Consider the following 9,517-nt stretch of genomic DNA (forward strand, 5'->3'; position numbering starts at 1 on the left):
ATCCAAAGAGAGAATTTTCAAAAAGCTAAATTTATTTGGGATGAAGCTATCCAAGAGATAGCTGCTGCCTAAAATTTAAGGGTCAGGGTTGTGTTGCGGCCATATTTCCATTAACTTGACGGTGCCGCAATGGTCTTTTAAATACTAGTCAGATAATCTTTTACATTGCCGAAATTATAATAACTAATCACTATTGAAAACCTCCACCGCTTTTTAGTATAGCCTGAATTTTTATTTCAAAAAAATCAATAAAATTTTAAATTTTTATTAATGATAATTGACATCCAAAATTCTTCTCCCCTTTGTGAAGGGCTCTTCTACAGCTAAAAAATTTTTTTTCATCTGAGTAAGTATCAATTTTTAAGTCATCAATTTTATTTACGCCACATTTTATCAGCTTTTCATAACAGTATTTAGCTAGGTCAAATAAAAACCTCCCTTTATTCACTGAATTTTTAAAATACTTATTATTTAAAGTAGTTTCCTCTAAAAATGATATATAAAATTTCTCATCAACTTCATAATTATTTTGTCTTATACATGGCCCTATTGCAGCATAAAATTGGCATTGACTACTTTTTTTGATTGCACTAATTGAATTTTCTATAATGCCATTTAAAGCCCCCTTCCATCCAGCATGTATTGCTAAAGCAATTTTATTTTTATTATCCCAAACTAATATTGGCACACAATCTGCAGTAATTACTCCTATTGCACTATTTTTCCTAGATGAATAAATTGCATCACCCTCGATTTTATTGACGGTATTATTTACTTTTATTACCCTATTTGAGTGAATTTGATTTAGTAATGTTAAATTTTCTATATTTGCACTTAAGCAATTAGCGGCAATAATTAAATTATTCTTAACGTTTTCTATATTATCTAGATTGTTAAATTTACAATTTAAACTACTAAATTCATCTGAGCTTATACCACCATTTCGAGTGAAAAATCCATGCTCAACTCCAACATTTTTTAATAAAGGTGATTCTATAAAAATGTCTGACATATAAATTTCTATTCGATTTTTTCATAACCCACTGCAATGGTTGCCAATTTACTTAGTAATAATTCACTTGGAGATATTTTTAGGTTTTTGGCAAATAACATACCACTTGAATTCAAATTATTATCGACACCTTTTACTGTATTATATCTCATAAATTTTTCAATAACTTTCGCACCAACTAGGTATATAATACTTTCTGCTGGATAATCTTCAACTCTTTCTATTGTTGGTATACCCTCTTGTATTACCACCTCTGAATTAATTACATTGTCTTTTATTGTATTTAAGCTATGTCTCATTTTTTTGTTGAGATTCATGATTTCATCTCCACTTTTTACTGATATTATACCCCTTCCGAATGTACCATTATTTGGTTTGATAAATACAACAGGCTCTCGCTTAATTTGATATTCATCATATTTTTTTTGAATCTCAACTATAAGTTTATCAATTTTTTGAGCTATACACTGCAACCCCTCTTTCTTTTTAAAATTAACATTAATGCATTTTGAATAGTATGTACTAATTAACCAAGGGTCTATTTTGAATTCTATACAAAATAAATCAATAAGATCGTTATATGCCTTATAGTGAGAACATTTTCTCCTGCTGTGCCAGCCATATTTTAAATTTGGTAATATTGGAATTGATAAAGCTGTTAACTTTTCTGGTATTTTTTCTGTTAGATCATTATTTAGTACAATTAAATCTGGAGACCAGTTATCATTGGTAACTATAATAGAGCCTTGTTTTTGAAATTGGAAAAACGTTAAACCTTCAACATCAATCGGTTCTTCTAACATAATTAAGACCCTTACCTCAAGATTTGTATCTTGCAAAGCTTTAAGTAAAAATTTTATGTTTTCATAATAATTAACATTTCTCGTAAATTGCTCCGAAACCAAAGCGACTTTCTTAACATCAGGAAAAAATTTACTAAAGTACTGCACAAAATATTGCGTTGCCTTCTGCAAGCCTTGTTTTGATATATTATTAAACCCAGATGGAAAGAGATTTGTATCAATTGGAGAAATTTTAAATCCTGAATTTCTTATATCAATTGACGAATACAGCGGAGTATCTTTTAACTCTTTTGTTTTAATCCATGTTTCAATCAATTTATCGTTTTTTAAAATAAAGTTATCTAAATCATCGATATAGCTGTATATTTCATTTTTTTTTAAGTTATGCATTATTTGTTTGAGTATAATAAATTCCGGATAGCAAATATAGATGCTATCATCGCCGTCTCTGCCCTTAAAGTATAATTTCCCAATTTCACAAAAGTCATATTAAGCCGTTCAAATATACTTATCTCTTCATTAGAAAAACCTCCCTCTGGGCCAATTAAAAGTATCGTATCGTTGTTGTAGTCTATTATTTTATTTAAATCCAAAATATTTCTAGCATCTCTATGATTATGACATACTAGTACATTTTTGTTTTTGGTAATATTTAATAGTCCTTCTAGATTCAAGATATTATGAATTATTGGAATATCAAGTCTCCCACATTGTTCTGACGCTTCTTTGGCAACAATATTTAGCTTATCTATGTTAATAGTTTTTACTATGGTTCTATCCGTTATTAAAGGATATATCTCCCTAACATTCAATTCAGTCGCTTTTTGAACAATTAAACTATTGTTTTGTCGTTTTAATAATGCAAATGCTAAATTTACCTTAGATTTACATAAAATATTATCTGTTTTTTCAAAAGGAATTAAAAAAACATTTCGCCTATTCTTTACCTCAATTTTGCAAACCCACTCGCCATCATGCTCATTATATGCCATAATAACATCATTAGACTTCACTTTCATTACATTAATTAGGTAATGGGCATCCTCTTTCGTTAGAGAAATACTCCCTAAATCACTTAATTTAACTGCCAATAACAATCTGATGCTACTCATTATTTTTTAATGAATCTCTAGTACATCATTATTATTGGTAGTTTTTTTAGAACTTTCTGAAACATACTGAAAAACGTCTCTTTTGGCATTTAAGAATTTTGGTTGAGAGATATTTTCATTTTTCACCTTATCTTTAACACCTAATCTTGCATATGCATTATTTAATAAATCTATCATATGATCATCTCTCATTCTCGCAGTTTGACCTCCCATCACAATAGCTACTAAATTAGCTTCTGGTTTTTTTGTTGAGGTTGCAAGATTAAATCCTGAAGCATTAACATATCCAGTTTTTAATCCATCTGCCCATGCATATCTTTTTAAAACCCGATTATGTCCCTTTATTTCTTTTCCTCTATAAATAAATGATGTCATAGAAAAAAGATGATAATATTTTGGAAAATCCCTCTTAAGTGCACTTGCTAATTTTGCCATATCCCTAGCAGTTGTATATTGCTCCTCATGATGCAATCCATGAGGATTTTGAAAATTAGTATTTTTCATATTCAATTTTTTTGCAGTTATATTCATTAATTGAATAAATTTTTTTCTATCACCTGAAATCGCTTCTCCAAGTACCACTGCAGCATCGTTAGCTGATTTTACTATCAATGCATTAATAGCTTGACGTACAGTAATTTTTTGCCCACGCTTTAGAGCAATATTACTTTTTGGCTGCTCTGAAGCATGTTTTGACACCGTAAGTTTTTGTAATGGTGATAGTTTATTTTTCTTTAAGGATTCAAAAGTGATATATAAAGTCATCATTTTAGTAAGTGAAGCAGGATACCTTTTTTGATCTGCATTTTTTTCAAAAAGCACTCTACCTGTTTTAGCATTAACAACTATACTTGCATAATTAGAGGATTTAAATATAGAAGGCTTAAGATTTATAGGCTTAGAGTATGCCTGAAATGGTTGTAATAAAAAATAGATAAAAAACAGATTTATCAAAAATAATTCAGAGAACTTTTTCAACTGCATAAAAAATAATAATTGAAACTAATTTTATCTAAAATGGTGATATTATGTCAAGAACTTGTTTTCCATATGGATCTTGTTGATATTGAGATATTTGCCCTCTACCACCATATGACACTCTAGCCTCCGCAATTTGATCAAGATCAACTGAGTTATCACTACCAATATCTTCTGGTCTCACAATTCCAGCTACTGTAATCTCCCTCAATTCATAGTTAACTCGTATTTCTTGCGATCCTTTAATCAAGAAATTACCATTAAAGGCCGTTGCATAAATGCAAAGCAAGGAAGATATGCAATAAATGGATTTAAAAAATTAGATTCATATAAAGAAGAGGCATTGCTAAACAAATATAGTGTCAAAGAAGAAATGGATGTACACAGATAATTCAGCCATATCATCGGCCTTGGAATAAGCCTTGGTTTTTCGATTGCATCTCTTGATAAAGTCTCTGAGAGAGCTATTTTGCGCCTCAATATTATAGGTGCGCTTTTTACTTTGTATCAAAACATCATTTGGGATAACTCTTGCATATACTTTGTAATTGGGCTCTGTCGCATCTGTGAAAATTCAGTGCAAAAAGTGAAAATTTCAAAGTGTGGAAAATCGGGGGTTAGAAATTCTTAATTTTTACTTTTTATTTCAAAAATTAACAGATGCGACAGAACCCATATCATAGCAGCTTTCTCAATTACATGCTGTATTTGTTTAGCAATGCCATAATTATAGTGGCAGCGCGTTATAAAGTTTTAACATTTAGTAGTTACTTAAGTAAAAAATTTATCGTTGCATAAAAAAAGTGTTATTTAACTAAAATACTTTAAAGCTTTATTGAAATACTTAAATATTGCCGTAACGTTTTTTTATTTTAAGCTAAAGTAGCTTATCAATTTTTACGCTATAACTTTTAATTGTTTTAGCTCATTTTGTTATAATTGCTAAATCGCATTAATAAAAAAAAGTAATAGCAAATTAGTGTTTTATTGTTAAGTGTTATTTACCACCCATTCTTTCAGCTTAGTAAATCTATCAGTATTTTTCTTATTTCTAACTGCAAGAGAAATTGCTTTCTTCTGCCCCACCAATACAACAAGATTTTTGCCACGAGTAACAGCAGTATAAAGTAGGTTTTTCTTAAGCATTACATAATGTTGCATAGATATTGGTATTACTACTGCAGGATATTCAGAGCCTTGTGACTTATGTATAGTTGTTGCATAGGCTAGGGTGATTTCATCAAGCTCAGTAAATGAATAAATAGCTTCTCTATCATCAAAATTAATATGAACTTCCTGCTCTTCATGATCAACTCTGGTGATATAACCTATATCACCATTATATACTTCTTTATCATAGTTATTTTCAGTTTGCATAACCTTATCCCCTTTGGCATATCTTTGTCCAAACTTCTCTACTCCAGCTAGATATTCTGGATTAAGTATTTTTTGAAGTTCTATATTAAAGTATCTTGCTCCGCATCCACTTCTTTGCATAGGGCATAGAACTTGAATATCTCGAATGGGATTAAATTTGAATTTCTTAGGGATACGCTCTTTTACAAGAAGCTTAACCATATTTGCTATGTCTTCTGCTTCATTTGCTTCTGCAAAATAAAAATCTTTCTCATCTCCTTTTGGTTTTAATATTGGTACTCTTCCTTCGTTAATTAGATGAGCGTTAGTCACTATATCACTACTTTCCGCTTGCCTATATATTTCAGTTAATTTTACAACTTCTATTTTTTGTGAATCAATTATATCTTTTAAAACTTGTCCTGCTCCAACAGAAGGCAACTGATCAACATCTCCAACAATTAAAATGGCAGTCTTTTCATGTATAGCTTTTAGTAACGAGTGCATCAATTGTACATCAACCATTGAACTTTCATCAACTATAAGCAAATTACAATCAAGTTGATCATCTTCATTATGTTTAAAATCTCCAATATGCGGCTCGAATTGCAATAACCTATGTATAGTTAAAGCTTCTCTACCTGTTGCTTCACTCATTTTCTTAGCAGCTCGACCAGTAGGAGCGCATAGTTTAATTTTAACTTTTTTAGCAGACAATATTTTTATTATACAGTTTAGTATTGTGGTTTTCCCTGTTCCAGGTCCACCTGTAAGTACTAAAACCTTATTAGTGATTGCTTTCGTTATAGCGTTTTTTTGATTTACTGCTAATTTGATATTTTGTTTTTCTTCTACCCATTCTATAGCTTTGTCAGTGTCAATTCTATCCCAAGGAATTTTACCTCGTTGTAGAGAAAGTAATTTAGTTGCTATATTTTTTTCATAAGTATAATAACCACTTAGAAAGATAAAATCTATTTCACCAATCTGATCTTTCGTTAAAAACTCTTCTTTTAACTCAAGATTTAATGCTTCCTCTAGTATAGACTTATTAATAGAGAGTAATTTTTCAGCATTATTAAGTAAAAGATCAACAGGTAAAGCAACATGCCCATCAGAGAGAGCTTCCATTAGGGTAAACCCAATACCAGCTCTAGCCCTTATCATAGAATTTTCTTCTATACCTAAATTCTTAGCTATTTTATCAGCTGATAAAAATCCAATGCCCCTAATATCTTTTGCTAATCTATAAGGATTATCTTTAACAAGTGAAATTGATTGATCGCCATATGTTTTATATATCCTTGTTGCTCTTGTAGTACCAACACCATTAGATTGTAGAAAGACCATTATCTCGCGTACAATCTTTTGCTCTTGCCAGTTTTTTGTTATTTTATCAATTCGCTTATCACCAATTCCATTAATTTCTTTTAGTTTCATAGGAGATGATTCAATAACATCAAAAATATCCTCACTAAATGCAGCAACTAATTTCTTTGCAAAATGAGGACCTATGCCCTTTATTAGTCCTGAACCTAAATACTTTTCAATACCTTCAATTGTAGTAGGGGGGATAGATTGAATAAACTCAGCTTTAAATCCTAAACCATATTGCACATCGTTACGCCAGTAACCTTTAGATGTGATATCCTCGCCAGGAGTAACGCTTGGAATTGTACCTATTACAGGAACTAAATCTTTATGGCCTTTAACCTTTACTTTGAGAACAGCAAATCCATTTTCCTCATTGTGGTAAGTAACTCTCTCAACATTTCCCGATAAATATTCTAATTTAGATTCGTGATTCTTCATTTATAGCCCCAAAGAATATTGCGCGCTTTTCTCTGTAGTTTTCAGGCGTACACCAGAGCCTATAAGGCGTACCTTGCTTTTAGGCTTTCGTGATTTTGCTTTGATAAGTAAATCAAGTAAATTCTCTTCTATGAGAGAGCTTGCTTGTTTTTCTGCAGTAGTAACGCTAAAATCATCAAATTTTACTTTGACAAAACACCCTTTAATATTAGAGCTTCTCCCGATTCTCTGATCTAATTTATTAAAGAGTTTGGAGAGTTCTCTTTGGCATTGTTCTATTGTTACTAAATCATTCTCAAAAGTACGTTCAAAGCTAAATGACTTACGTTTTCGATCAGACTCAACCTTTCTGTCATCAATGCCTCGTGCCATATTATATAAAGTTGCACCATATGATCCGAAATTTCCAATCAATTCCTCAACTCTATATTGTTGCAAATCGTAACAACTAGATATGCCCATTGCTTTTAACTTTTTGAGAGTTACTTTGCCAACGCCAAATAAATTTTTTACATCAAGAGAAGCAACAAACTCCATCACTTTTTTTGGAGGAATTACAAATTGTCCATTTGGTTTATTCCAATCACTTGCAATTTTTGCTAATAACTTATTTGATGATATGCCTGCTGATGCGGTGAGTTGTTGCTTTTTATATATCTCATCTCTAATTGCTTTTGCTATCAAAGTTGCACTCCCATGATACATATCGCTTCCAGTTACATCTATATAAGCTTCATCTAGTGAAAGTGGTTCTATAGCAGAGCTATAGTTTGCAAAGATTTTCCTAATTTGATTGGAGACCTCTTTATATTTACTCATATTTACAGGCAATAGAACCAGAGAATCACATTTACGCAATGCTTTATATGTAGGCATTGCAGAATGTATACCATATTTTCTAGCTTCATAATTACAAGTGCATAATACTCCACGCCCTGAAGAACCAATTGCAACAGGTTTGTCTTTTAAATATGGGTTATCTCTTACCTCGATAGAAGCATAAAATGAATCCATATCTATATGTATGATTTTTCTATGCATCGCTCCTTCCTAGCCAAAATGGTGGCTTTCTATTTGTATATCGATGTAAAGAGCGCTTCCCAATCGTATAATATTTTCTATATGCAGATAAAGGGTCATCTTTAACTTTATATATATCAGGCATTGCTTGTGGTCTTTGTGTAATGCCAATATCTTTTATAAAGCCCCTTGGTAGATTTAAAGAAGCCATGACAGAATATGACAGGTGGTCAGATTTTTTATTCCATCTAAATTTATATTCTTTGTTGAGTTCAATAGTTAAATCTTTAAGCCATAACCAATTGCTGAGTGATTCAGAAGCCCATAAAGTACAAGGGTGCTTCTTATGAGTTGGCTTATATGGCGCCTCTACACCATTTATGAACAAAGCTGTGCATAAGATTTGGACGGACTCCAAGATCATTTTAATTACATGGCTATCCGCATGAGATTGAGCGCATTTAGCTATATCGTCATCTAAATAAAAAATATTCAAAACAACCCCTCAACCTTTTCTTCTACTTCTTGTTGGCTTGGAGCAGTATAGCGGTAAAGCTCTCTATCTCCAATATTGCCACTTATTTTTTTTGCAAAAGACATACCATACTTGTCGTTAGCTCTTTTTAAACAAGTATGCCTTAATTGATGAGGTTCTAATACAAATTTTTCATCTTCTTTTAAATTTACACAAGCCTGCCTAGAAATTCTCTGACATAATCTCGTTACTGCAGTCTCGCTAAGAGGCTGGTAATTTCTATTAACAAATAGGAAGTTATTTTCAATTTTATCTTTATTTTTTTCTCTACATTCTAAATATTGATCAACCCATTTTCTTGCATCATCTGGTAAAAATACTCTTTTAGTAATCATGTTACCTTTTCTTCTAATATCGTGGAGTCCTTTATTATAGTATTGATCTAATCTTAGAGAACAAAGTTCAAATTTTCTAAGTCCAGTATGCAAAAGAGTAAAAAATACAGCGGCTTCAAGTAAGGGATTTTGATTATTTCTTGAACATATCTTTATTCTTGTATCTATTGCAGAGCGAAGCAGCATTAATTGCCTGTCAGTTAAGCCATTCCAGTCAGGCTCATCTTGCATCAAATCTTTTACTCCTTCAAATGGATTACCTGCAGCAAACTCTCTTCTCTCACCAATCCAACTAGCGCAATGTTTAAGTGTTGCAAATATTCTATTAATAGTAGTAGCTTTGTAATTTTGTCCTGTAATCTGTGAAGTATGAGATAATAATAATCTTGTGCGCCGTGCATGATGTAAGAGTAGAGGGTTCAAGTCCCTCATGGGCTGATATAGAGCTGTCCATTAGCTGAGGCAAGGTTAACTTCGTGAGGAGTTGGCGGAAGGAAGCTGACGGCAAAGTAAGGCTGAGACGAACAGAAACTTGGTAGTAGGCCGTTATAACT

The 9,517-nt window shown here is 31.6% G+C and carries 12 protein-coding genes; 1 reads left to right on the plus strand and 11 read right to left on the minus strand.

Translation table 11 applies throughout. The features are described 5' to 3' along the window. Positions 1-256 precede the first annotated feature (256 nt). From pgeF to L8D11_RS01640, 5 genes are read right to left on the minus strand one after another with little or no spacing between them, the layout of a single operon-like run. Positions 257-1,012 (minus strand): peptidoglycan editing factor PgeF, encoded by a 756-nt coding sequence (gene pgeF / locus L8D11_RS01620; protein WP_236869934.1) that lies wholly within the window; start codon positions 1,010-1,012, stop codon positions 257-259. A gap of 8 nt (positions 1,013-1,020) precedes the next feature. After that, positions 1,021-2,205 (minus strand): glutamate--cysteine ligase, encoded by a 1,185-nt coding sequence (gshA, locus tag L8D11_RS01625; RefSeq protein WP_236869935.1) that lies wholly within the window; start codon positions 2,203-2,205, stop codon positions 1,021-1,023. Then, positions 2,205-2,927, minus strand: coding sequence for an RsmE family RNA methyltransferase (locus L8D11_RS01630; RefSeq protein ID WP_236869936.1), 723 nt, complete (start codon positions 2,925-2,927; stop codon positions 2,205-2,207). Before L8D11_RS01630 ends, gshA begins: the two co-directional genes overlap by 1 nt. Before the next feature lie 6 nt (positions 2,928-2,933). Beyond that, on the minus strand, positions 2,934-3,881 hold the full coding sequence (locus L8D11_RS01635; protein WP_236869937.1) for a D-alanyl-D-alanine carboxypeptidase family protein: 948 nt from the start codon (positions 3,879-3,881) through the stop codon (positions 2,934-2,936). Between the two features lie 58 nt (positions 3,882-3,939). Continuing rightward, positions 3,940-4,155 (minus strand): flagellar basal body L-ring protein FlgH, encoded by a 216-nt coding sequence (locus L8D11_RS01640; protein ID WP_236869938.1) that lies wholly within the window; start codon positions 4,153-4,155, stop codon positions 3,940-3,942. Here L8D11_RS01640 and L8D11_RS01645 point away from each other — a divergent pair. Next, entirely contained in the window at positions 4,138-4,296 is a 159-nt protein-coding gene (locus L8D11_RS01645) for a hypothetical protein (protein WP_236869939.1), read from the plus strand. The genes L8D11_RS01640 and L8D11_RS01645 overlap by 18 nt on opposite strands. Here L8D11_RS01645 and L8D11_RS05965 read toward each other — a convergent pair. The 6 genes from L8D11_RS05965 to L8D11_RS01670 form a co-directional block, all read right to left on the minus strand. Then, positions 4,252-4,479, minus strand: coding sequence for an IS1 family transposase (locus tag L8D11_RS05965; RefSeq protein ID WP_369127275.1), 228 nt, complete (start codon positions 4,477-4,479; stop codon positions 4,252-4,254). The genes L8D11_RS01645 and L8D11_RS05965 overlap by 45 nt on opposite strands. Before the next feature lie 416 nt (positions 4,480-4,895). Next, positions 4,896-7,073, minus strand: a complete 2,178-nt coding sequence (recD2, locus tag L8D11_RS01650; protein ID WP_236869940.1) for an SF1B family DNA helicase RecD2 — start codon at positions 7,071-7,073, stop codon at positions 4,896-4,898. Then, a complete protein-coding gene (gene dinB, locus L8D11_RS01655) occupies positions 7,074-8,114 on the minus strand; it encodes a DNA polymerase IV (RefSeq protein WP_236869941.1) in 1,041 nt (346 codons plus the stop codon). Next, the gene (locus tag L8D11_RS01660; protein WP_236869942.1) at positions 8,107-8,589 is read right to left on the minus strand and encodes a hypothetical protein; all 483 of its coding nucleotides are present in this window, start codon (positions 8,587-8,589) and stop codon (positions 8,107-8,109) included. Before L8D11_RS01660 ends, dinB begins: the two co-directional genes overlap by 8 nt. Next, positions 8,586-9,395 carry a tyrosine-type recombinase/integrase gene (locus L8D11_RS01665; protein WP_236869943.1) on the minus strand — a complete coding sequence of 270 codons (810 nt, stop codon included), beginning with the start codon at positions 9,393-9,395 and terminating at the stop codon, positions 8,586-8,588. Before L8D11_RS01665 ends, L8D11_RS01660 begins: the two co-directional genes overlap by 4 nt. Then, on the minus strand, positions 9,289-9,517 hold a 229-nt coding region (locus L8D11_RS01670), incomplete at its 5' end, for a hypothetical protein (RefSeq protein WP_236869944.1). The genes L8D11_RS01665 and L8D11_RS01670, both read right to left, overlap by 107 nt.

The sequence above is a fragment of the Candidatus Bandiella numerosa genome (assembly GCF_021811875.1).
In the GTDB taxonomy this organism is placed as follows: domain Bacteria; phylum Pseudomonadota; class Alphaproteobacteria; order Rickettsiales; family Midichloriaceae; genus Aquirickettsia; species Aquirickettsia numerosa_A.